Below are 20,730 nucleotides of genomic sequence, written 5' to 3'. Positions count from 1 at the left end.
CGCCCGCGCGCAGCACGGCCCGGGCGGCGAGCCGCCCGGGCCGTGTGTTCCCGAAAGATCGGGCGATCAGGTGGTGCGATCAGTGACTGCTGGCCTTCTCCGCACCGAAGCCGGTCAGTGAGCGCACGTCCATCTCGGCCGCCTTGCGACGGTCCTCCGCCCTGCGCGAGGTCACCGAGCCGAGCCAGCCCAGGAAGAATCCGAGCGGGATCGAGACGATGCCGGGGTTGTTGAGCGGCCAGATGGGCGTGCCCACCTTGAAAACGCTCGTCTCGCTCCCCCAGAACACCGGCGAGAGGAAGATGAGGATCACCGCGGCCGCCAGTCCGCCGTACATGCTCCACACCGCCCCGCGCGTGGTGAACTTCCGCCAGAACAGCGAGTAAAGGATCGTCGGGAGGTTGGCCGAGGCGGCCACCGCGAACGCGAGCGCCACGAGGAACGCGACGTTCTGACCCTGCACGCCGATGCCGCCCAGGATGGCGAGGATGCCGATCACGACGACCGTGCGACGGGCGACCTTGACCTCGCCGTCCGGCGCCACGTTCCCCTTCTTCACGACGTTGGCGTAGATGTCGTGCGCGAACGACGCCGCGGCGGTGATCGTGAGACCCGCGACGACCGCGAGGATCGTCGCGAACGCCACTGCCGAGATGAAGCCGAGCAGGATCGGTCCGCCGAGGTGCAGCGCGAGCAGCGGGGCGGCCGAGTTCACGCCGCCCGGGGCGGCGGCGATCGCCTCCGGTCCGACCAGCGCGCCGGCGCCGTAGCCGAGCACGAGCGTCAGCAGGTAGAAGAGGCCGATCAGCCAGATCGCCCACACCACCGAGCGACGCGCCTCCTTGGCGGTCGGGACCGTGTAGAACCGCATCAGCACGTGCGGCAGGCCCGCGGTGCCGAGTACCAGGGCGATCGCGAGCGAGATGAAGTCCCAGGGGTTCGAGCCGTACTGCAGGCCCGGTCCGAGGATGGCCTCGCCATTCGGCGATGCGGCGACGGCGCTCTCGAGGAGCGCGTTGAGGCTGAAGCCGTTGATCGCGAGCACCCAGATCGTCATGACGAGCGCGCCGCCGATGAGGAGGAACGCCTTCACGATCTGCACCCACGTCGTGCCCTTCATACCGCCGACGAGCACGTAGACGATCATGAGCACGCCCACCACGGCGACCACGAGCGACTGCCCGAGCTGATCGGTGATGCCCAGCAGCAGCGACACCAGGCCGCCGGCGCCGGCCATCTGCGCGAGCAGATAGAAGAAGCAGACGGCGAGGGTCGTGATCGCCGCCGCCATGCGCACCGGGCGCTCCTTGAGGCGGAACGACAGCACGTCGGCCATCGTGAACTTGCCGGTGTTGCGCATCAGCTCGGCGACGAGGAGCAGCGCGACCAGCCAGGCCACGAGGAAGCCGATCGAGTACAGGAAGCCGTCGTAGCCGTTGATGGCGATGGCGCCGCAGATGCCGAGGAACGACGCGGCCGACAGGTAGTCGCCCGAGATCGCGAAGCCGTTCTGCGGTCCGGTGAACGACCGTCCGGCGGCGTAGTAGTCCGCCGCCGTCTTGTTGTTGCGGCTCGCCCGGATCACGATGAACAGCGTCACCGCGACGAACGCGCCGAAGATCGAGATGTTCAGGATGGGGTTGTTCTCGACCGTGGTCACGGCCGCCTCGACGGAAGCGAAGAACTCGTTCATGCGGACACCTCCTGCTGCTGCTCGAGGCCGTCGCGGAGCTCCTCGGAGATCGGGTCGAGCTTGCGGTTGGCGTACCAGACGTAGGTCATCGTGATCGCGAAGGTGGTGACGAACTGGCCGAGCCCGAAGATCAGCCCGACGGTGATGTCACCCCACACGCGCTGGGCCATGAACTCCGGTGCGAAGGACGAGAGCAGCACGTATGCGAAGTACCAGACGAGGAATGCGATCGCCATGGGGAAGACGAACCCCCGATGGCGGCGCTTGAGTTCGACGAACCGGGGCGATTCCTCGACCGCGATGTAGTCGATTCCGCCCGGTGGGGCGGTGTCGATCCGGGGATCGGACATGTGGCCTCCTTGCCTCATGAACGGGCGCGGCGATGCGCCCAGTGGGGACCCCGGACGGCGGGGCGAGCGGCCAGGCCGGGTGGTAAGGTCGACGCTACGAAAAGCGGCGAGGATGCCGTCACCCCCGGAAGTAGGTAGTGCGTGGGCACCCTGACCGGCAACAGTCAGAGCGATGCGCGGGTTCTCGCCGTCGCCGTCTCCGAGCTCGTGCGCCGCACCCGCTTCCCCGTCGCCTTCGGCGGCCTCGAGTACGACGACGCCGTCCACGTCACGTCGGTCGTCGGAGCCCGCACGCGCAGCCTCGACGGACTCGTCGTGCAGGCCTCGCGGGGACTCGGTGGCCGGGCGCTCGTCGAGAAGCGCCCGCGTCTCGCGCTGGACTACCGCTCGTCGCGCAGCATCACGCACGACTACGACCGCGCCGTCCTCGGCGAGGGCATCGCCACGCTCTTCGCCGTGCCGGTGATCGTCGGCGCTCGCGCCCGCGGCGTCATCTACTGCGGATCGTGGGCCGAGTCGCCGGTCGGCGATGTCGTCGCCCGCCCGGCCTTCGCGGTGGCCGACGAGCTGTCGTCCGAGCTGCGCATCCGCGACGAGGTGCGCCGTCGCCTGAGCGCGGTGCCTGCGCCGGCCGAGGCATCCGCCCTCGCCCCCGCCGCGCGCGAAGAGCTGCGCGAGACCTATGCCGAGCTGCGGAGCATCGCGGCCGTCGTCGACGACCCCGGCGTGCGTGAGCGGCTCGCGGGTATCGAGCGTCGGCTGGCCGCACTGTCGCAGTCCGAGACCGAGGCTCCCCTCGACCTGGACGTGCGCCTTTCTCCCCGCGAGACGGATGTGCTCGCGTGCGCGGCGCTGGGCTCGACGAATTCCGAGATCGCCGCCGCATTGTCGCTGCGCGAGGGAACGGTCAAGTCGTATCTGCAGTCCGCGATGGCCAAATTGGATGCCTCCACCCGCCACGCCGCCGTCGCCCGCGCCCGCCGCGCCGGCCTTCTTCCCTGACGAGGGCGGACATTTCCTCATTCATCCGTACGAAATCGACGTGCACACCGCTGGGAAAGTCGATTTCGCACAGATGAATCGAAAAGTCGCACCGCCCCGCGGCGACAATTCGGCGTAATGTGCTTTTCATGGCCCGCAGAATCGTGCATCAGCTCGTCGACGACCTCGACGGCACCGTCCTCGAAGTCGGCGAAGGCGAGACCGTTCTCTTCTCGCTCGACGGCGTCGCGTATGAGATCGACCTCACCAGCGAGAACGCCGCCCGCCTGCGCGACTCGCTCGCGTCGTACATCGACGCCGCACGCAGCGTGTCCTCGCGAGGCAGCGGGAGCGGCGGTTCGTCGGCCGGTGCCCGCAAGCGTCGCCGCACCGGTCAGCAGGACTACTCGGCCGTGCGCGCGTGGGCCAAGGCGAACGGTCACAAGGTGTCGGAGCGGGGACGGGTCCCGGCATCCGTTCTCGAGGCTTACGAGGCGGCGCAGTAACCCACGCCGCCTCTCGGTACGTCAGCTCTGCGGCACCTGCGCGAGCTGCATGAGGATTTCGTCGACCTTGTCTTTCGCGTCGCCGAACAGCATCTGCGCATTCTCGCGGTAGAACAGCGGATTCTGCACGCCCGCATATCCCGACGCCATCGAGCGCTTGAACACGATGACGTTCTGGGCCTCCCACACGCGCAGCACCGGCATTCCCGCGATGGGGCTCGACGGATCCTCGGCGGCGGCCGGATTCACCGTGTCGTTCGCCCCGATCACGAGCACGACGTCGGTCGATGAGAGGTCGTCGTTGATCTCGTCCATCTCGAGCACGATGTCGTACGGCACCTTCGCCTCCGCCAGGAGCACGTTCATGTGCCCGGGCAGGCGGCCTGCGACGGGATGGATGCCGAACCGCACGTCGATTCCGCGCTCGCGGAGCTTCTGCACGAGGTCGGCCACGCCGTGCTGCGCCTGGGCGACGGCCATGCCGTAGCCGGGCGTGATGACGACGCTGGATGCCCCGGCGAGCATGTCGGCGGCACTCTCGGCGTCGATCTCGCGGTGCTCGCCGTACTCGGCCTCGGCGCCGCTGGGCGCCTCGATGCCGAAGCCGCCGGCGATCACCGACAGGAACGACCGGTTCATCGCCTTGCACATGATGTAGCTCAGGTAGGCACCCGACGACCCGACGAGGGCGCCGGTGACGATGAGCAGGTCGTTGTTCAGCAGGAATCCCGCCGCGGCGGCGGCCCAGCCGGAGTAGCTGTTCAGCATCGAGACCACCACGGGCATGTCGCCGCCGCCGATCGAGGCCACCAGGTGCCATCCCAGTGCGAGCGCCAGCAGGGTGACCGCGATGAGCAGCCACAGCTCGGGCGTGATCACGTACCAGACCGTGAGGATCACGAAGACGACGAGCGCGCCGAGGTTGAGGACGTTCTTGCCCGGCAGCATGAGCGGCTTCGACGAGATGCGCGCCGAGAGCTTGAGGAACGCGACGATCGAACCGGTGAAGGTCACGCCGCCGATGAAAACGCCGATGAAGACCTCTGCGTGGTGGATGTCGGCGAGCGCGCCCTCGAGTCCGGTGTCGTAGAGCGCGCCGTTCCAGCCGACGAGCACGGCCGCGAGGCCGACGAAGGAGTGGAGCAGGGCGATGAGCTCCGGCATCCCGGTCATCTCGACGATGCGCGCGCGCCAGAGCCCGATCGCACCGCCCACGAGCACCGCCGCCACGAGCAGGATCAGGCCGGTCATCGCCTGCGGGTCGCCCCAGGCATTCGCCGCCACCACCCACACCGTGGCGACGAGCGCGATGACCATGCCGGCGATGCCGTAGCCCACGCCTCGACGGCTGGTCTCGTGCTTGCTCAGCCCCGCGAGGCTGAGGATGAACAGCAGCGCCGCGACGATGTACGCGGCGCCGGCGACCTGGCCGGCGTCGACGGTCATCGGCTCTCACCCTTCTGGAACATGGCGAGCATTCGGCGGGTGACGGCGAAGCCGCCGAAGATGTTGATGCTCGCGAGCAGCACCGCGATCGCCGCGAGGATCTGCACCGTCAGGTCGGGAGCGGTGATCTGCACCATGGCACCGACGACGATGATGCCCGAGATGGCGTTGGTGACGCTCATGAGCGGCGTGTGGAGCGCGTGCGCGACGTGGCCGATGACGTAGAAGCCGACGACGATCGCGAGCGTCAGCACCAGGAAGTGCTGCGGCAGGGGTGGGGGCGCGAAGGCGCAGATCGCGAAGAGGGCCGCGATGCCGGCGACGACCAGTCCGGTCTTCGCGCCGCGCGACATCACTTTCTTCTCGGGCACGGGCGCGGTTGCGGGGGCCGCGGCCTTCGCCGCAGGGGCCGCCGACACCTGCACGGGCGGCGGGGGCCACGTGGCCGCGCCGTCCTGCACGACCGTGACCGTCCGCTGCACGACGTCGTCGAAGTCGAGCGTGAGCGCGCCGTCCTTGGCGGGGGTGAGGAGCTTGAGCAGGTTCACGAGGTTGGTCGCGAAGAGCTGCGACGCCTGCTGCGGCAGGCGTCCGGGCAGGTCGGTGTAGCCGAGGATGACCACGCCGTTGTCGGTGACCGTCCGCTCACCCGCGACCGATCCCTCGACGTTGCCGCCCTGGGCGGCGGCCATGTCGACGATGACGCTCCCGGGTCGCATGGTGGCGACATCCGCCGCCGTGATCAGGCGGGGAGCCGGACGCCCCGGGATGAGCGCCGTCGTGATGATGATGTCGACATCGGCAGCCTGTTCGGAGTAGATCTCGGCCGCGCGCTTGTTGTAGGCGTCGCTGGTCGCCTTGGCATAGCCGTCGGCCGAGACCTGCGCGGCCTCTTCGGGCACGACGACCGCGAGGTACTGGCCGCCGATCGACGCGACCTGGTCGGCCACCTCGGGCCGCGGGTCGGTCGCGCGCACGATCGCCCCGAGGCTCGAGGCCGCGCCGATCGCGGCGAGGCCGGCGACACCGGCTCCGGCGACGAGCACCTTGGCCGGGGGCACCTTGCCGGCCGCCGTCACCTGGCCGGTGAAGAAGCGGCCGAACTCGTGCGCAGCTTCGATCACGGCGCGATAGCCCGAGATGTTCGCCATCGAGCTGAGCACGTCCATCGACTGGGCCCGCGAGATGCGGGGCACGGCGTCGAGCGCGATCGCCGTGATGTCCCGGGTCGCGAGCGCCTCGATGAGGTCGGGCCGCAGCGACGGGCTCAGCGTCGCCACGATCGTCGCGCCGTCGGCGAGGCGATCGATCTCGCCCTGGCTCGGCGCGTTCACCTTGAGGATGATCGGCGACGCCCACGCGGTGACCGTGTCGACGACGGATGCTCCGGCCGCGGCATAGGCGGCATCGGGGAACGACGATCCCGCGCCGGCGCCGGATTCGACGACCACCTCGTAGCCGAGCGCGATGATCTTGGGGACGGTGGTGGGCGTCGCGGCCACCCGGTTCTCACCGGGCGCCTCGGCGACGATGCCGATGCGGGTCATGCGTTCCTCGGGCTCTGGTGCGGATGTCGCGGGCTTGTCGGCCGGGACGACGCCTCCACCCTGGCAGAGGGCGGGGACGTTCAGCCTCGCATTTCTCCCGGCGCGGCGGCAAGAATCCTCGATCTTGCGAATTCCGGACGTTGCGCGAGTCGACGTGGCGAAACGCTGGTCGCGCTCCGGGACGGAACGTGGGAATCCCCTCCGAATGCCGCCTCACGTTTGAGTTCGGCCCCGATTCTCGGAATCGTGGCCGGTCCGCAGTCCGCTACGGAAGGAAGAACATCATGCTCACGATGACCCAGACCGCCGCCGAGGCCGTCAAGCAGATCGTCGCACGGGTTCCGCAGGCCGAAGACGGAGGTGTGCGCATCCGCGATACGGGAGCCGACACCGGGTTCGAGCTGAGCGTCGCGCCCGATCCTCAGCCGATGGACACGGTCGTGGTGACCGACGGCGCACGCGTGTTCCTGGACGAGTCCGCCGCGCACGCGCTCGACGACCGCGTGCTCGACGCCGAACTCGCCGACGATGGCGCCGTGCGGTTCGCCCTCGGCACCCAGACCTGACCGCTCGGTGACGCGGCCCCGGCGCTTCGGCGTCGGGGCCGTCGTCGTACGGGGCGTCCGGCTCAGTCGTCGAGGCAGAGTGCGAAGACGTAAGCAGGGTCGCCGGGCGCGGCGAGGTCGCGGTCTCGCAAGACGGCGGATTCCGGCATCCGCTCCTCGTCGCACGCAGCGCGGAATGTGGCCTCGTCGTACTCGATGGCGATGACATGGTCGCCGTAGACGTCCTCGTAAGCCTCGCACTCCTCGAATTGCGCGCACTCCTCGACGACGGCGAAGTCGAATCCGGATGCTGCCCGCAGCGCCTCGGCGTCTTCGGCGGCGTTCTTCTGCCCGGCCGCGAGACCGGCGTCGTGGGCGACGTCGACCAGGAGTGCGGCGAGCGCGGCGTTCTGCTCGAACGTGAGCGCGCCGTCGCTGCGGGCATACGTGTCGAGGTTGTCGAATTCGACGCCCTGGTATCCGGCGTCGGCGCACTCGCGGATCCACGGCGCGACGATCTCGACGATGGCCGCGCGGTTGTCGTCCGTCGAGGTGTCGAGCAGGGCCTCGTCGGGCCAGTCGGCATCGAACACCGTGTCGCCGGCGGCGTCCGTGAGGAGAAGGTCGTCCGGCCACGCGTCGAGCTCCCCCGGCTGCGTCTGGAACCCATTGACGTAGCAGATCGAATAGAGGCCCTCGGCGGGCGCCGCGGTGCGGTCGCGCACGACGATGCCGACCTCGGGCTCGGGCGGATACGGCTCGCCGAGCTGGTAGTCCGGCGCAGCGTCCTCCGGCGGCAGCGTGACCGCCGGGTCGCCGTGCGCGCAGGCGGTCAGCACCAGCGCAGCCATGGCGACGACGACGACGGATGCCGCACCCCTCCCGATGCCCATGGCGCGACGCTACCTCACGGGGGTGACGTCGGCGCGAGGGTAGACTTTCGAGGCCAGCCTCTGTAGCTCAGTGGAAGAGCCACTCCGTCCTAAGGAGAGGGTCGGGGGTTCGAATCCCTCCAGGGGCACCGTGCTTTCTCATGCGACTGGGCATTCTGCCCGCATGCGGCCGGTGCGGCGCTGCGCTGGTCCATCCCGGCGGTCGCGGCGCCATCATCGCGGTCACCATACGCCTGCCCGGCGACGCCGATGCGAGGCATCCGCGCCTCGGCCTCAGCCGCGGTCGTTCGCGGTCACCGGGACCACCGGTCTGAACGGGATCGAGGTCGCGAGACCGAGCACGACGATGGAGCCGAGGGCCAGCGTTGCCGCCCAGGCGCCGCGCGGGTCGCTGAACGAGATCCGCCCCTCGCTGATCAGCGGAGTGAAGGCGACGAGGGCGACAGCCGCACCAGCCGAGATGACGCCGACAACGACGCGCAGCCATGTCCGTCGGCCGCCGAAGGCGTAGCCGAGTCCGATGGCGACGAGCGCGACGGCCATCCCAGCAGTGCCGATGCCCTGCGACAACTGGGCGATCGCACCCGGCACGGTGAGGGGAAGGAGGCCCAGGATGAGCGGCGACGCTGCGAGCCACCGCCAGTGCGGCCGGCCGCCGGTGCGGCGGACGTAGTCCGCCCAGCCCAGCAGCCCGCCGACGATCCCTGCGCCACCGAGCACGGCGACGAACGTCGGATACCAGCCGAACGTGGACTCGCGACCGGCGATCTCCGCCATGAACGCGCGGAAGCCAGCTGCCCAGGTGATTCCGAGCACCACGCCGAGGAGGATCGACGGCGTTGCGGCGATGCCTCGGCTGTCCGGTCTGCGCTCGTCGGTGACGGCAGGCTGGGCTCGAAGAGGCGGCGTCGCCCCGGGTTCGGGCATGAGATCCTCCTCCGCTGGTGGATGTGGTGGATCTGATCGGCAGGGTACATCCGCGAGCGGCGACGCACGAGAGCCGACGAATCCGGCGGTCGGATCCACGACGCCGAGAACCGGCCGCGACGTCAGCCCGCGACGTCAGCCCGAGCGGCTCGCACCGCAGGCGCTTCCCCGGCGAGCACCGGGCGCGTCACTCCTCGGCGAGCACGATCCGGTCCCCGCCCGACGACTTCGCACGGTACATCGCCAGGTCGGCGCGCCGGATCAGCTGCTCGGCGAGCAGCCTCGACCCCTCCGGCGCCACCGCGACCCCGATGCTCGCGCGCAGCGGCGGCGCAGCGGCCGGATGCTCGGGGTCGCCCCGCAGCTCGTCGAGGATCCGCCCGGCGATCTCCCTCGCGACGGCTGGATCGGTGACCCGGCAGGCGAGCACGAACTCGTCGCCGCCGTACCGGGCCACCAGGTCGTCGGCGCGGACGGCGCTGAGGATCCGCAGGCCGGCGTCGCGCAGCATCCGGTCTCCCGCCTGGTGCCCCAGGCGATCGTTGACGGATTTGAACCCGTCGAGATCGATGAAGATCGCCGCGCACGCGGAGGTGCCGATGATGTCGCCCAGCTCGGCCTCGAGCAGCCGGCGGTTCGGAAGTCCCGTCACCTCGTCGTGCGTCGCCGCGTGAGCCAGGCGCGTCTGGAGTCGCAGCGTCGCGAGCGCCTGAGCGGCCTGATTGGCGAGCGCCTCGGCGAGCGGTGCGGCCTCGTCGTCGAACGTGCGATCGTGGTGGAACCAGCTCACGAAAGCGCCGAAGTCGATCTCCTCGTGATGCAGCGGCGCCGCGACCAGCGAATGGACCCCGGCCTTGCTCATGGCCGCGCCGAGTCCGGGGATGAGGTCTTCGGCTTCGGACTCCCCCACGACCTTCCGCACCTGGCGCGGGGTGTTCACCAGGGCGATCAGAGCTTCGGGGTCGATCGTGTCGTTGAGAGGATTCTGCCCCGCCGCCACCGCGGTCGTGCCGTCGGGCTGGTGCAGGTAGACCGTGGACTCCTCGGCGCGATACGCACGCGCGGACGTGTCGGCGAGGATTTCGGCCAACCGCTCCTCGGTCGTCGCCGACGACAGCGCGATCGCCGAGTCCATGACCAGCTGCAGTCGCGTGCGGGTGCGGTCGGCGAGCGAATACCGGAGACGCAGATCGGTCAGCGCCTGCCACCGCGCCGACGCCTCCGAGATGACGAGCACCTCGTGGTCGACCTCGCGCTGACGGGTCACCATGACCGCGCGGTCGAGCGTGGCGGCATCCAGCATCATCCACGGGCCGGCGCCCGACTCTGCGGGCAGCAGGTCGTCGCGAGAATGCACGAGCAGCTCGTCGATCGGCCGGCCGATCAGCTGAGCGGGGGTCGTGCCGACCCATTCCGCGAACCAGTCGTTCGCCTCCCTGATCACGCCTCGCCGGTCGACGTGCACCACGCCGACCCGAAGCGCGGCCGCGCCGCCGTCGTCCACCGATTCCCTCTCCCACCTGCCCGCGTGAGGACCGGTGAAGGAACGATAACCCCCGCTGGTCGGGATCGGTCAGTCGCAGTCCAAAAACCGCCGGCGAGGTCCGCGGGCGTCGGACGGGCGCGCGGGCCGGATGCTCGGCTCAGCCGCGCTGATCGATCGCGCGCACGCGGTTGTTGCGGGGGTTGTGCTCGAGCTCGACGAGCCCCAGCGCCTCCATCAGCGGCGGCACGTACATGCCGAACCGGCCGCGGTACCCCTTGCGCTGCCCGTACCACCCCCCGACCGGATTCTCGGGCGATCGACCCCACGCCTCGACGGTGCCGGGAGCGGCATCCTTCTGCTCGTCGGCGGCACCGAGCGGCATCCAGTCCCCGTGCGCGAGAAGCATGTCGTGCAGGTCGTCGACGGCGCGGGCGAGGTAGGTCAGCTTCGTGCTCCCGACCTGGCACACCAGCAGCGGCGGATCGGACTCCTCATCGCGATAGATGGTGAACGCCGACGACAGCGGTGGTGTCCGAAGGTTCCACGGGTCGTCCTTCGTGCCCGCACCCGACCAGTTCTCGTCCATGCGATGATCCTCCTCGACTTTCGCCAGGACCGCCATCCTCCCGCGGGTGGCGGCTGAACCGCGGTACCCGGTCGTACCCCGTCGTCACGAGCAGGCCCAGGGCCAACCCGATCACCGCGACCCCGGCGATGCCGATCCATGCATCGCCGAGCCCGGATTCCCACCCCGAATCGAAGTAGAGGAAGGAGCGCGTGCCCTCGACGACATGGTGGAACGGCGCGATCGCGGACGCCCAGCGGAAGAACGGCGGCGTGGCTTCGAGCGGCACGATCCCGCCGGACGAGACCATGGCGAGGGCGACGAAGAAGAGCGTGTTCACGAGGGATCCGATTCCCGCGCCGAGCGCCGCGAACACTGCAAGGACGGCGGCGCCCACCCCGGCGATGACCGTCGTCGAGAACAGCCACAGCAGCACAGGGGTCCCTGTCGTCACTCCGTTCGCTGCCGCGATGAGCTGGACCGCGAGCGCGGCCACCGGCGCGGACGCAGCGAGGATCGCCGCCTTCGCGACGAACGTCCGCCGCCGCGTCACGGGCGTGTAGGGGCGGCGGGCGACGAGCGGCCCGATCTCGCTCGGGAGGAATCCGAGCGCACCGTCGACGAGGGGTCCGACGAGCGAGGCCCCGATGAACGCGACGAGGACGAGAGCGAGCGCGAGGTAGAAGGCGCTCGTTCCGAGCCCGGAGTGTTCGGGCAGCGGCTCGAACGGCGCCGATGCGACACGGAACGGCTCGGCAAGCAGCGCCCGGTTCGCCTCGGGCAGCGATCCCACCGCGCCCTCGAGCTGATCGCCGAGGTCGGCCGAGACGGCGTGCAGCACGGGAGTGAGATTGCCGATGAGCAGACCGCTGCTCACTCCCCCGTCGCCGGCGTTGGTCACGAGCCTCACGGTGGGCGCCGCGACGTCGGTGCCGCCCGGAAGCAGGCTCGCGATCGAGACATCGAAGTCGGCCGGCACGACGACAGCGCCCGCGATGCGGTCCTCGCGCATCGCGTCGACGAGCTCAGCCGGGGAAAGCCGCGTGATCGCGATCGACCCGGACGCCCCTTCCGCCACGGCCGCGCCGACCTGCTCCGCGAAAGCCGGGCCGCCGGCATCGGTCTGCTCTTCGATGACGAGCGCGACCGGCAGGTCGGCGAGACTTCCCTGCGGGTTCGCCGTCGCCGCGAAGTAGATCGCGGGCAGGGCGCTCGCGACCCCGGCGATGAGCAGGATGGAAGTGAGCCAGGTGCGACGTGATGTGAGCGGCCCGTTGGTCTTCATGGCGACGCCGCTCAGGAGACCAGGCCGAGCGCCCGCAGCACGGGAACGAGGACCGGGGTGTCGGCAATGGCGCCGAACTGGCCCGTCGATCCGATCGACAGCACCGACCCGGCCGAGCCGATCGACAGGAACGAGCCGACGGAGCCGATCGATCCGATGGAGCCGATCGAGGCGGTGCTGAAGACGGATGCCGCTGACCCGGCGCTCGCGACGGAGAGCCAGCTGAGAGCCGACGCGAACGACAGCGACGACAGCACGGAGCGCGGCGAACGGTGGTTCGTCGCGACGGGGCGCGTCGTGCGGCCGGCGGTGGCGGCGAACTCGGACCGGTGTGCGGTGAAGGTGGTCATGTCCTTTTCCTTTCGTCGTACTTGACAGTGTCAAGTGATTGATATGAGCACTGTGGCACGCGGACTTGACACTGTCAAGCCCTTTCGGGAAAATGGTCACATGGAATCCGTCGAACCCACCGCATCCGCTCGCGAGGCACTCCTGCGAGCCGCACGAGAAGAACTCTCCGAGAAAGGTCACGCCTCGGTGAGCCTGCGCGCGGTCGCCCGCCGCGCGGGTGTCTCGCATGCCGCACCGGCCCACTTCTTCGGCGACCGCGCGGGCATGCTCACCGCCGTCGCGACGGAGGGGTTCGGGATGCTGGCCCACGCGCTCGACGACGCATCGACCACGACCGCCGCGCCGGGAAGCGAGCGCCTGGTCGCGCTGGGCCGCGCATACGTCGACTTCGGGCTGCGGCATCCCGCCCTGTTCGACCTCATGTTCCGCCGCGCCGAGCTCATCGGCGACGACCCGGAGCTCGTCGCCGCACAGCGCCGATCGCTCGGCGGCCTGCGCGGGGCCGTCGCCGGCGTCACGATCATCGACCCCGAAGAGTGGTCGCTCATCAGCTGGGCCGTCGTGCACGGCCTCGTCGTGCTCGTGCACGAGGGCGTCCTCGCCCGCATCGCCGAGGTGGAGCCGGATGCCGCGCCCGCCCTCGTCGATCGACTCGTCGGCCTCTACGCCGACGGCGTCTGGCCCCGGACCACGCCACCCGAGTCTCCCGGAGGAGCATCATGAGAATCGACCTGTCGGGCCGCACCGCCCTGGTCACGGGATCCACGGCCGGCATCGGCCGGGCCATCGCCGACGGCCTTGCCGCGGCCGGCGCGAGCGTCATCGTCAACGGGCGCGACCCCGCACGAGTGGCGGCTGTCGCCGCCGAGCTCGGCGCCGAAGGCATCGCCGCCGACGTCTCGACGGCCGAGGGAGCGAACGAGATCTTCGACCACGTCCCGTTCGTCGACATCCTCGTCAACAACACCGGAACCTTCACCGCTCAGCCGGTGTTCGAGATCGACGACGACGGCTGGCGGCGGATGCTGGAGGTCAACGTCATCTCGGGCGTCCGCCTCACGCGGCACTACGCGCCCCTCATGGCCGAGCGCGGGCACGGCCGCGTCCTCTTCATCGCGAGCGAGGCGGGCGTCCAGCCGCCGACCAACATGGTGCACTACGGCGTCTCCAAGACGGCGCAGTCCGCCGCGGCGCGCGGGTTCGCACAGGCGCTCGCAGGCACGGGCGTGACCGTCAACAGCGTGCTCGCGGGTCCGACGATGAGCGACGGAGTGCTCGCGATGTGGGACGACCTCTACCCGGGCCTCACGCGTGAGGATCAGGAGGCCCGATTCATCGCCGAGGGACGCGCGGCAGGGTCGCTCCTGGGTCGCGTGATCCGCCCGCACGAGATCGCGAACCTCGTGACCTACCTCGCCTCGGACTACTCCTCGGCCACCACCGGGCGCGCCGTGGGCGTCGACGGCGGCCTCATCCCGACCGTCTTTCCCTAGGACTTGACACTGTCAAGTGGATGATGCACAATCGAAGCATCCATTCGCTTGACAGTGTCAAGCCTCTACCGGAAGGAAAGATCATGAACACCACTCCCACCGCAGTCCTCGTCCACGGCGCCTTCGCAGACGCCTCCGGCTGGGCCGGCGTCATTCGCGAGCTCACCGCCCGCGGCCACCGGGTCGTCGCGCCCGCCAACCCGCTGCGCGGAGTCGGCAGCGATGCGACGGCCATTCGCGGCGTCGCGGCCGCGATCGACGGACCCGTCGTGCTCGTCGGCCACTCATACGGCGGCGCCGTCATCACGCAGGCCGCCGAGGGCCTCGAGAACCTCTCGGGCCTCGTCTACATCGCGGCCTTCGCGCCGGCCGTCGGCGAGAGCGTCGGCAGTGTGCAGGAGCCGTTCCCGGCTCCGCTCCTTGCCAGCGCGATCCGTCCCACCCCCTACGACGCCGTCGGCGCCGTCGGCGGTCCCGACCTGGTCATCGAGCCTTCCCTGTTCCACGAGGCGTTCGCCGCCGACCTGTCGATCGAGCTCTCCGACGTGATGGCCGTCTCACAGCGTCCACTCGCGGGCGCCGCGGCCGCCGAGCCGCTGAGCCACGCCGGCTGGACGCACGTGCCCACCTGGTACCTCGTCTCGGCGCAGGACCACGCGATCGCCCCCGAGGCGCAGCGCTTCATGGCGGCCCGCATGGGCGCTCAGACCGAGGAGATCCCGGCCAGCCACGTCGGCTTCATCGCGCAGCCTCAGGCCGTCGCATCCTTCATCTCCGGGGCTCTCGACGCCGCCGCGTGACGATCGGATGCCGCGCCCGCCCACCGCGCACAACCCCCGAGACCTCCGCTCCGCGTTCCGCGGGGCGGAGGTCTCTCGTCACCCGCCGCGCGATCGCTCGACGCCGCGTGTCGGGGCGCACCGAATCCCGGACGCTGGGGACGCCCGAGATCCGGCTACCGACAGCGCGCTCGCACCTCCAAGGCTCACGAACGCACCCGGTTCATACAGAGGAGGGTGGGGACCCGTCCTCCGCCGCAGGTGCTGGGGACACCTGCAAGCTCGACGCTAGCGCTTCAGGCAGGCGGACGCCGGGAACCCCATGTCCCCGCGCGCGTCGGCTCGGGGACACCGGCACCCCTCACAATGGGCCTATGCCGATCATCGACAACGCTGTGTACGTCGCCGGGCGCCGTATCGAGAACCCCTCGAGCCTCGAGGACACCTTCGAATACATGCGCGCGCAGAACGGCATGGCGTGGATCGGGATGTTCCGCCCGACGCCCGAGGAGATCCAGCAGGTCGCGAACGAGTTCTCGCTGCACCCGCTGGCCGTCGAAGACGCCCTGACCGGTCACCAGCGGTCCAAGATCGAGCGGTACGGCGAGATCCTGTTCACCGTGCTGCGGCCGGCGCGGTACGACGACGCGTCCGAGACCGTCGAGTTCGGCGAGCTCCACGTGTTCGTCGGACCTGATTTCGTCGTCACGATCCGCCACGCCGAGTCGCCCGACCTCGCGCGCGTGCGCCACCGCCTCGAAAGCCAGCCCGAACTCCTCGCGAAGGGACCGGAGGCCGTGCTCTACGCGATCCTCGACGAAGTGGTCGACGAGTACACGCCGGTCGTCGACGGCGTCGAGAACGACATCGACGAGATCGAGGACGCCCTCTTCGGCAGCGGTGACCCCGGCCTCTCGAAGCGCATCTACGAGCTCTCCCGCGAGACGATCGCGTTCCAGCGCGCCACTCAGCCGCTCGCCGAGATGCTCGACAGCCTTCTCCGCGGCGGCGACAAGCACGGCGTCGACATCGAACTGCAGCGCGCCCTGCGCGACGTGCACGACCACGCCCTCAAGACCATCGAGCGCATCGCGGGGTTCCGCGTGATCCTCGACAACGCGCTCACCGTCAACGCGACCCTCGTCACGCAGCGCCAGACCGACACCGCGCTCGTGCAGAACGAGCAGGTGAAGAAGATCTCCGGGTGGGCCGCGATCCTCTTCGGTCCGACGCTCGTCGGCACCATCTACGGCATGAACTTCGTCTACATGCCCGAGCTCGAGTGGGTGTTCGGCTACCCGATGGCGCTCGCCCTGATGGCCGCGACGAGCGCCGCGCTCTACGTGACGTTCAAACGCCGGCACTGGCTCTGACGCCGGGCGCGGCATCCGTCGCCGGATCGCGACGCATCGCCCGGCCTCAGCCGAAGAGTCCGGCCCCGACGTACGAGCCGGGCGCGACGCCGGGCGGCACCGCCCAGACCCCCGAGCCGACGTGCCTGATGTATTCGTTCATCACGTCGGTGGACAGCGAGCGCTGGAGCCGGACGAACTGCTCGGGGTCGCGCTGGAACGACAGGAAGAACAGGCCGGCGTCGAGGCGCCCGAGGTCGTTGTTGCCGTCGACGAAGTTGTAGCCGCGGCGCAGGATGCGGGTGCCGCCGTTGAGCTCGGGGTGGGCGAGCCGCACATGACTGGTCTCGGGTATCGCCGTGGCTCCGGATGCGTCGACCGCGGCGAAGTCGGGCTCGGTGAACTCGTCGCCTCCCGACAGCGGCGCGCCCGCGCCCTTGTCCCGGCCGACGATCGTCTGCTGCTCGCTGAGCGGCACCCGGTCCCACGTCTCGATCATCATCGCGATCTTGCGGGCGACGAGGTACGAACCTCCCGCCATCCACGAAGGATCGTCGGATGCCGCGACCCACACGTGCTCGTCCAGCCCTTCCCGGTCGCTCGCGAGGATGTTCGCGGTGCCGTCCTTGAATCCGAACAGGTTGCGAGGGGTCGACTGCGCCGACGTCGTGCGCGAGGTGCGTCCGAAGCCGAGCTGCGACCACCGCAGGCGGGCACGGCCGAACGCGATGCGGCTCAGGTTGCGGATCGCGTGCACCGCCACCTGGGGGTCGTCGGCGCACGCCTGCACACACAGGTCGCCGCCGGAGGCCTCGGGATCGAGGTCGTCGCCGAGAAACGCCGGCAGCCGTTCGAGTCCGGTCGGTCGCGAAGCAGAGATCCCGTAGCGGTCCTCGCCGTCGAGCGCGAACAGCGTCGGGCCGAAGCCGAAGGTGATCGTCAGCCCGCTGGCAGCGAGCCCCAGTGCCTCGCCGGTGTCGTCGGGCGGTGCCTGCAGCGACCCGCCGACAGCCCCGCTCGCGCTGACCTCGAGCCCCTGCGTCATGCGCGCGGCGGCATACGTCCAGTCCTGCAGGAGCGACACGAGGTCGTCCCGATCGGTGCGGGGCATCATGTCGAACGACGCGAAGTGCAGGTGGTCCTGCACGGGTGTCGTCACGCCGGCCTGGTGGACGCCGTAGAAGTCGTAGCGGGATGCCGCAGCATCCGCCTCTCTCGCCCGTCCGACCGCAACGCCGGCCGACGCGCCCGCACCGGCGCCGATCGCGAGACCGGCGGCACCCGCCCCGATGGCGAGCCCGAGCAGGCCTCGGCGGGACACGCCCGCCGAGGCCTCTTCGTGGTTCGTCTGTCCGGTCACGTCACTCCAGGACGGTGACCGTGAGCTGCGAGATCGGCTCGGCGAGCGCGTTGAGCAGGTCGGTGAGCTCGCGCTTGTCGGCTTCGGTGAGGGCCGTGTAGGTCACGAACCCGGCAGCGAGCGAGCCGTGCTCGGCGAGCGCCTCCTCGAGCGCGGTGTAGCCCTCGTCGATCTCCTCGACCAGCGCGGCGCCCTCGTCGCCCTTGGATGCAGCGAAGTCCTCGACGAGCGAGAACGCCATCTGGGAGCCCTCGACGTTGGCGGCGAAGTCCCACAGGTCGGTGCCCGACCACCAGTCCTCCTCGCCGGTGATCTTGCCGGTGGCGACCTCGTCGAGGAGCGCCCGCGCGCCGTTGGAGAGGCCCGCGACGCCCTGCGCGTCGAGCGCGGCCTGGAAGTCGGCGGAGTGCACGTAGTCGTAGAGCTCCTGCACGTCGGCGATGAGCTGGTCGCCGTAGCCGGCACGCTCATCCTCGGTCGAGGGAGCCCAGTCCTGCCACGCCGGCGTCTCGCCGTCCGCATTGAGGGCGTCCTGCGCCGGGACCCACAGGTCCTTCTCGATGCGGTGGAAGCCGGTCCAGTCCAGTCCCTCGGCCACGGCGTCGACCTCACGGTAATCGATGCGCGGGTCGAGGTCGCCGAGCGCCTCGGCGACGGGCTCGATGCGCTCGTAGTATGCGCGCACCTGCGGGAACTGCTCCCGCGCCGCCTCGTCGTCACCTGTCTCGTACGCCATGGCGAAGGCCTCGACAGCGGGAAGGAGCTGACCGACCTGGTCCTTGACGAAGGCCGCGTAGAGGTCGACCGCCTGCTGCTTCTGTTCGGCATCCGGTCCGTCGACGGCGACGTCGTCGCCCGTGACGGTGAAGCCCGCGCGCCCGACGCCGTCGCCGATCATGCCCGGCTTGCACAGCGTGAAGTACTCGCCGGGCTGGGCCGTGAGGGTGAGCGTGCGCGAGGCGCCCGGCGCGATGTTCTCGACCTCGCCGACGATCCGCAGGCCGTCGTCGGCGAGGAGGTAGAACTCCGTCACCTCGTCGCCGGAGTTCGTGACCTCGAAGGCGACGGTGCCGCTCTCCGCGGTCGCGCTCGACACGGCGCACCCGTCGGCCGTGGAGGCGACCGCCAGCGCGTCGGAGGCGGCCGGGTCGGCTTTCGCGACGCAGCCGGACAGGATGAGCGCGCCCGCGCCGGCGACGGCGAGGCCCGCGAGAAGGCGGCGAGTGGTCATGGTGCTCCTTGCTGTGACGGGGTGGGGACGGATGCCGCGGTGGTCGTGGCCGGGATGTTCGGCGCGTCGGCGGCGATGGGCACGGATGCGGCCGGCGACGGCGCGACGGGCGCGGGCGCGGCGGCGGGCACGTGTGCGGTGTCGGGCTCCGGTGCTCGCTCGGTTGCGGCGGGGCTCTTCGGCGGGCGGAACTGTCCGCGCGCCCAGATCGCACCGACGACGCCGACGTACAGGACCCAGGCGACGACCTGCAGCCACGACATACGGGGCATGAAGCCGACCGTTGCCTGGAGGATCGCGGCGAGGGGCGAGGTCGGCGGGATCACCGCGCTGACGTCGAACGCCCAGCCGAAGGGGAAGGCGGCCCAGCCCACGGCGACCGCGCCGGTGAGGGGGTCGATCGGCGCAGCCGTCGTGAACGGACCGGGCAGCGCCCCGGCCTCCTGCAGATCGTGGATCGCGTAGGCGAGCACACCCGCCGCGACGATGATGAGGAAGGCACCGGTCCAGGTGAAGAAGCGACGCAGGTCGAGGCGCAGCATCCCCCGCGCCAGCAGCCAGCCGAGCACGACGGCGGCGGCCAGTCCGAGCAGTGCGCCGACGAGAGCGGTCGGGCCATCGCCGAACGTCTGCACCATCGACCACAGCAGCAGCGTCGTCTCGACGCCTTCACGCGCGACCGAGACGAAGCCGATCGCGACGACCGCCCACAGGCTGCTCGCGGCGAGCGCCCGGTCGATCCCCTCCTCGAGGCTGCGCTTGAGGGTGCGCGCGGTGCGCTGCATCCAGAAGATCATCCAGGTCACCATCGCGACGGTGAGGAGCGACAGGGTGCCGCCGAGGAGCTCCTGCGCCTCGAACGTCAGCGTGTACGTCCCGAAGGTGAGCACGGCGCCGATCGTCAGGGCGAGACCGATCGCGAGACCGACACCGATCCACAGACGGGGAAGCACGTCTCGACGCTGCAGGCGCGTGAGGTATGCGACGAGGATGCCGACGACGAGCGCCGCTTCGAGGCCTTCGCGCAGGCCGATGAGGAAGGTTGCGAGCACAGGGATTCCGGTCGATCTCGACCGCCAGGTTAGGCGAGCCTCACCTACCCTAGCCGCGCGCGTTGCACGGTGCGAATCCGGTTACGGCCGGGCGTCACGCCCCTGTGCAGACCCGTTGTCACGGCGTAGCCGTAAGGAATCGAGGAGAAACGCCGACGACGGGCGGCTGCGGCAGCGCTCCGCTCGGCGAGTTTCCTCCGTTTCCGACGTCACCGACGTGAAGGCGGGAGCCTGACCGTTGCGGGTGCCCACGTTTCCGACGTCGCCGACGTGAAGGCGGGAGCCTGACCGTTGCGGGTGCCCCCATGGTGGGGAAGTCTCCGCGCGCTCGACACCCTCGGGCGTTCACGCTGACCGCACCGCCGGAGCCGAGCGGCAGAGAAGCGTCGGACTAGGCGACGACGGTGTTGCCGCAGATGCCGCACACGCCGGTCGCGGGCACCTCGACGAAGCAGTCCGGGCACAGCACGGCGGGACGCTCGACGGTCGGGGTGCTGCGACGCGGTGCGGCGCGGCGCTCCCCCGTGCTGCGGCGCGGGTCCACCGTGGGCGTGAGCCGCGGCGGCGCAGGCCGGTGCTCGAGGCAGTAGAAGCGCACGTAGCCGCTGTGGTTCTTCGGATGCCGGTGCTTGACCGCCCACAGCTCGGTGCGGGGAACGGGGGCGGCGTCGGCGCCGCACACGAAGCAGCGCGCATCCTCGCCGGGTGAGAGCTCGGACACCAGAACCGGCGTCTCGAACGCGAGTCCGTCGCGCCAGTCCGAGCTCGCGACGATCCGCATGGTGTTTCCTTCCCTGCATCCGGTGGTTGCGCGAGAACCGCGGCGTCGAGCGACCGGTGCAGTCCTTCGAGGTTACCTCCCGCGTCTGTACGCCCGGTGCACGGCCG

Annotated in this window: 21 protein-coding genes and 1 tRNA gene; 8 read left to right on the top strand and 14 right to left on the bottom strand. The window is 70.2% G+C overall.

Annotation, left to right across the window (positions count from 1 at the left end; genetic code table 11):
* Positions 1-79 precede the first annotated feature (79 nt).
* Positions 80-1,693, bottom strand: coding sequence for a cation acetate symporter (locus ASD93_RS03120; protein ID WP_056118437.1), 1,614 nt, complete (start codon positions 1,691-1,693; stop codon positions 80-82).
* Positions 1,690-2,043, bottom strand: coding sequence for a DUF485 domain-containing protein (locus ASD93_RS03115; protein WP_056118436.1), 354 nt, complete (start codon positions 2,041-2,043; stop codon positions 1,690-1,692). Before ASD93_RS03115 ends, ASD93_RS03120 begins: the two co-directional genes overlap by 4 nt.
* A 141-nt stretch (positions 2,044-2,184) precedes the next feature.
* Here ASD93_RS03115 and ASD93_RS03110 point away from each other — a divergent pair, with 141 nt between their 5' ends.
* Positions 2,185-3,045 carry a LuxR C-terminal-related transcriptional regulator gene (locus ASD93_RS03110; protein ID WP_056118435.1) on the top strand — a complete coding sequence of 287 codons (861 nt, stop codon included), beginning with the start codon at positions 2,185-2,187 and terminating at the stop codon, positions 3,043-3,045.
* A gap of 128 nt (positions 3,046-3,173) precedes the next feature.
* On the top strand, positions 3,174-3,530 hold the full coding sequence (locus ASD93_RS03105; RefSeq protein ID WP_056118434.1) for a histone-like nucleoid-structuring protein Lsr2: 357 nt from the start codon (positions 3,174-3,176) through the stop codon (positions 3,528-3,530).
* A 21-nt stretch (positions 3,531-3,551) separates the two neighbouring features.
* Here the strand turns inward: ASD93_RS03105 and pntB are convergent, their stop codons facing one another.
* Together pntB and ASD93_RS03095 are read right to left on the bottom strand one after the other, a co-directional pair.
* On the bottom strand, positions 3,552-4,976 hold the full coding sequence (gene pntB / locus ASD93_RS03100) for a Re/Si-specific NAD(P)(+) transhydrogenase subunit beta (protein WP_056118433.1): 1,425 nt from the start codon (positions 4,974-4,976) through the stop codon (positions 3,552-3,554).
* On the bottom strand, positions 4,973-6,523 hold the full coding sequence (locus tag ASD93_RS03095; protein WP_056118431.1) for a Re/Si-specific NAD(P)(+) transhydrogenase subunit alpha: 1,551 nt from the start codon (positions 6,521-6,523) through the stop codon (positions 4,973-4,975). Before ASD93_RS03095 ends, pntB begins: the two co-directional genes overlap by 4 nt.
* A 284-nt stretch (positions 6,524-6,807) precedes the next feature.
* On the opposite strand from ASD93_RS03095, the gene ASD93_RS03090 reads away from it, so the two are divergent.
* Positions 6,808-7,089 carry a hypothetical protein gene (locus tag ASD93_RS03090; protein ID WP_056118428.1) on the top strand — a complete coding sequence of 94 codons (282 nt, stop codon included), beginning with the start codon at positions 6,808-6,810 and terminating at the stop codon, positions 7,087-7,089.
* A 62-nt stretch (positions 7,090-7,151) separates the two neighbouring features.
* Here the strand turns inward: ASD93_RS03090 and ASD93_RS03085 are convergent, their stop codons facing one another.
* On the bottom strand, positions 7,152-7,961 hold the full coding sequence (locus ASD93_RS03085; protein WP_056118426.1) for an endo alpha-1,4 polygalactosaminidase: 810 nt from the start codon (positions 7,959-7,961) through the stop codon (positions 7,152-7,154).
* 56 nt (positions 7,962-8,017) lie between these two features.
* Here ASD93_RS03085 and ASD93_RS03080 point away from each other — a divergent pair.
* Positions 8,018-8,089 (top strand) — tRNA-Arg (locus tag ASD93_RS03080).
* Positions 8,090-8,234: 145 nt separating this feature from the next.
* On the opposite strand, the gene ASD93_RS03075 is transcribed toward ASD93_RS03080, so the two are convergent.
* From ASD93_RS03075 to ASD93_RS03055, 5 genes are all read right to left on the bottom strand, one after another.
* On the bottom strand, positions 8,235-8,888 hold the full coding sequence (locus tag ASD93_RS03075; protein WP_056118424.1) for a hypothetical protein: 654 nt from the start codon (positions 8,886-8,888) through the stop codon (positions 8,235-8,237).
* A gap of 187 nt (positions 8,889-9,075) precedes the next feature.
* Complete coding sequence (locus tag ASD93_RS03070) at positions 9,076-10,392, bottom strand: sensor domain-containing diguanylate cyclase (RefSeq protein ID WP_056118422.1); 1,317 nt, start codon at positions 10,390-10,392, stop codon at positions 9,076-9,078.
* A 139-nt stretch (positions 10,393-10,531) separates the two neighbouring features.
* A complete protein-coding gene (locus ASD93_RS03065) occupies positions 10,532-10,960 on the bottom strand; it encodes a DUF6855 family protein (protein ID WP_056118420.1) in 429 nt (142 codons plus the stop codon).
* The gene (locus ASD93_RS03060; RefSeq protein ID WP_056118418.1) at positions 10,866-12,224 is read right to left on the bottom strand and encodes a DUF3533 domain-containing protein; all 1,359 of its coding nucleotides are present in this window, start codon (positions 12,222-12,224) and stop codon (positions 10,866-10,868) included. The genes ASD93_RS03065 and ASD93_RS03060 overlap by 95 nt, the downstream gene beginning before the upstream one ends.
* Positions 12,225-12,235: 11 nt before the next feature.
* A complete protein-coding gene (locus ASD93_RS03055) occupies positions 12,236-12,574 on the bottom strand; it encodes a hypothetical protein (protein ID WP_056118417.1) in 339 nt (112 codons plus the stop codon).
* 100 nt (positions 12,575-12,674) lie between these two features.
* On the opposite strand from ASD93_RS03055, the gene ASD93_RS03050 reads away from it, so the two are divergent.
* The 4 genes from ASD93_RS03050 to corA all read left to right on the top strand — a co-directional run bounded on the left by ASD93_RS03050 (position 12,675) and on the right by corA (position 16,220).
* On the top strand, positions 12,675-13,298 hold the full coding sequence (locus ASD93_RS03050; protein WP_056118415.1) for a TetR/AcrR family transcriptional regulator: 624 nt from the start codon (positions 12,675-12,677) through the stop codon (positions 13,296-13,298).
* A complete protein-coding gene (locus ASD93_RS03045; protein WP_056118413.1) occupies positions 13,295-14,068 on the top strand; it encodes an SDR family NAD(P)-dependent oxidoreductase in 774 nt (257 codons plus the stop codon). The genes ASD93_RS03050 and ASD93_RS03045 overlap by 4 nt, the downstream gene beginning before the upstream one ends.
* A gap of 83 nt (positions 14,069-14,151) precedes the next feature.
* Complete coding sequence (locus tag ASD93_RS03040; protein ID WP_056118411.1) at positions 14,152-14,868, top strand: alpha/beta fold hydrolase; 717 nt, start codon at positions 14,152-14,154, stop codon at positions 14,866-14,868.
* Between the two features lie 353 nt (positions 14,869-15,221).
* A complete protein-coding gene (corA, locus tag ASD93_RS03035; RefSeq protein WP_056118410.1) occupies positions 15,222-16,220 on the top strand; it encodes a magnesium/cobalt transporter CorA in 999 nt (332 codons plus the stop codon).
* Between the two features lie 46 nt (positions 16,221-16,266).
* Here corA and efeB read toward each other — a convergent pair whose 3' ends face one another.
* From efeB to ASD93_RS03015, 4 genes are all read right to left on the bottom strand, one after another.
* Complete coding sequence (gene efeB, locus ASD93_RS03030; protein ID WP_056118408.1) at positions 16,267-17,559, bottom strand: iron uptake transporter deferrochelatase/peroxidase subunit; 1,293 nt, start codon at positions 17,557-17,559, stop codon at positions 16,267-16,269.
* Position 17,560: 1 nt separating this feature from the next.
* A complete protein-coding gene (gene efeO / locus ASD93_RS03025) occupies positions 17,561-18,790 on the bottom strand; it encodes an iron uptake system protein EfeO (RefSeq protein WP_056118406.1) in 1,230 nt (409 codons plus the stop codon).
* Positions 18,787-19,842 carry an iron uptake transporter permease EfeU gene (gene efeU / locus ASD93_RS03020; protein ID WP_056118404.1) on the bottom strand — a complete coding sequence of 352 codons (1,056 nt, stop codon included), beginning with the start codon at positions 19,840-19,842 and terminating at the stop codon, positions 18,787-18,789. The genes efeO and efeU overlap by 4 nt, the downstream gene beginning before the upstream one ends.
* Positions 19,843-20,233: 391 nt before the next feature.
* Positions 20,234-20,623, bottom strand: a complete 390-nt coding sequence (locus ASD93_RS03015; RefSeq protein ID WP_056118402.1) for a hypothetical protein — start codon at positions 20,621-20,623, stop codon at positions 20,234-20,236.
* Between the last annotated feature and the right edge of the window lie 107 nt (positions 20,624-20,730).

The sequence above is a fragment of the Microbacterium sp. Root180 genome, assembly GCF_001428485.1.
GTDB lineage: Bacteria > Actinomycetota > Actinomycetes > Actinomycetales > Microbacteriaceae > Microbacterium.
Note: the sequence above shows the minus strand (reverse complement) of the source record. Positions and strands in the feature narration are given on the sequence as shown.

Bases quoted from the DNA above. Each gene is read 5' to 3' on its own strand.
- ASD93_RS03095 (WP_056118431.1), bottom strand. From the start codon at position 6,523: ATGACCCGCATCGGCATCGTCGCCGAGGCGCCCGGTGAGAACCGGGTG.
- ASD93_RS03015 (WP_056118402.1), bottom strand. From the start codon at position 20,623: ATGCGGATCGTCGCGAGCTCGGACTGGCGCGACGGACTCGCGTTCGAG.
- ASD93_RS03105 (WP_056118434.1), top strand. From the start codon at position 3,174: ATGGCCCGCAGAATCGTGCATCAGCTCGTCGACGACCTCGACGGCACC.
- ASD93_RS03040 (WP_056118411.1), top strand. From the start codon at position 14,152: ATGAACACCACTCCCACCGCAGTCCTCGTCCACGGCGCCTTCGCAGAC.
- ASD93_RS03075 (WP_056118424.1), bottom strand. From the start codon at position 8,888: ATGCCCGAACCCGGGGCGACGCCGCCTCTTCGAGCCCAGCCTGCCGTC.
- corA (WP_056118410.1), top strand. From the start codon at position 15,222: ATGCCGATCATCGACAACGCTGTGTACGTCGCCGGGCGCCGTATCGAG.
- ASD93_RS03085 (WP_056118426.1), bottom strand. From the start codon at position 7,961: ATGGGCATCGGGAGGGGTGCGGCATCCGTCGTCGTCGTCGCCATGGCT.
- ASD93_RS03060 (WP_056118418.1), bottom strand. From the start codon at position 12,224: ATGAAGACCAACGGGCCGCTCACATCACGTCGCACCTGGCTCACTTCC.
- ASD93_RS03090 (WP_056118428.1), top strand. From the start codon at position 6,808: ATGCTCACGATGACCCAGACCGCCGCCGAGGCCGTCAAGCAGATCGTC.
- ASD93_RS03045 (WP_056118413.1), top strand. From the start codon at position 13,295: ATGAGAATCGACCTGTCGGGCCGCACCGCCCTGGTCACGGGATCCACG.
- ASD93_RS03120 (WP_056118437.1), bottom strand. From the start codon at position 1,693: ATGAACGAGTTCTTCGCTTCCGTCGAGGCGGCCGTGACCACGGTCGAG.
- ASD93_RS03050 (WP_056118415.1), top strand. From the start codon at position 12,675: ATGGAATCCGTCGAACCCACCGCATCCGCTCGCGAGGCACTCCTGCGA.
- ASD93_RS03115 (WP_056118436.1), bottom strand. From the start codon at position 2,043: ATGTCCGATCCCCGGATCGACACCGCCCCACCGGGCGGAATCGACTAC.
- ASD93_RS03055 (WP_056118417.1), bottom strand. From the start codon at position 12,574: ATGACCACCTTCACCGCACACCGGTCCGAGTTCGCCGCCACCGCCGGC.
- pntB (WP_056118433.1), bottom strand. From the start codon at position 4,976: ATGACCGTCGACGCCGGCCAGGTCGCCGGCGCCGCGTACATCGTCGCG.
- efeO (WP_056118406.1), bottom strand. From the start codon at position 18,790: ATGACCACTCGCCGCCTTCTCGCGGGCCTCGCCGTCGCCGGCGCGGGC.
- ASD93_RS03065 (WP_056118420.1), bottom strand. From the start codon at position 10,960: ATGGACGAGAACTGGTCGGGTGCGGGCACGAAGGACGACCCGTGGAAC.